1 protein-coding gene is annotated in these 239 nt (G+C 56.1%); it reads right to left on the bottom strand.

Annotated features, from left to right (window positions below; translation table 11 throughout):
• Window positions 1–239: phenylalanine--tRNA ligase beta subunit-related protein (locus B2633_RS08675; protein WP_483170210.1), on the bottom strand; the 239-nt coding region annotated here is incomplete at both ends.

Below are 239 nucleotides of genomic sequence, written 5' to 3'. Positions count from 1 at the left end.
ATCATCATTGATTTCGGTGTTTAAGCCCCCCATTACTCCGGCCAGGGCCACCGGTCTTTCCCCATCCGTGATCACCAGCATATTGCTGTCCAGACGCCTTTCCAGCTCATCCAGGGTGGTAAAAATCTCACCATCTCTGGCCCGGCGCACCACAATCCGCGGCTCCGGTCCCAGGAGCCTGTAATCGAAAGCGTGCAGGGGCTGATTGGCCTCCAGCATTACATAGTTGGTGACATCCA

This window comes from Syntrophomonas sp. UBA1041 (assembly GCF_002316705.1).
Classification (GTDB): Bacteria; Bacillota; Syntrophomonadia; order Syntrophomonadales; family Syntrophomonadaceae; genus DTU019.
This window is presented reverse-complemented; position numbering and strand designations above follow the sequence as displayed.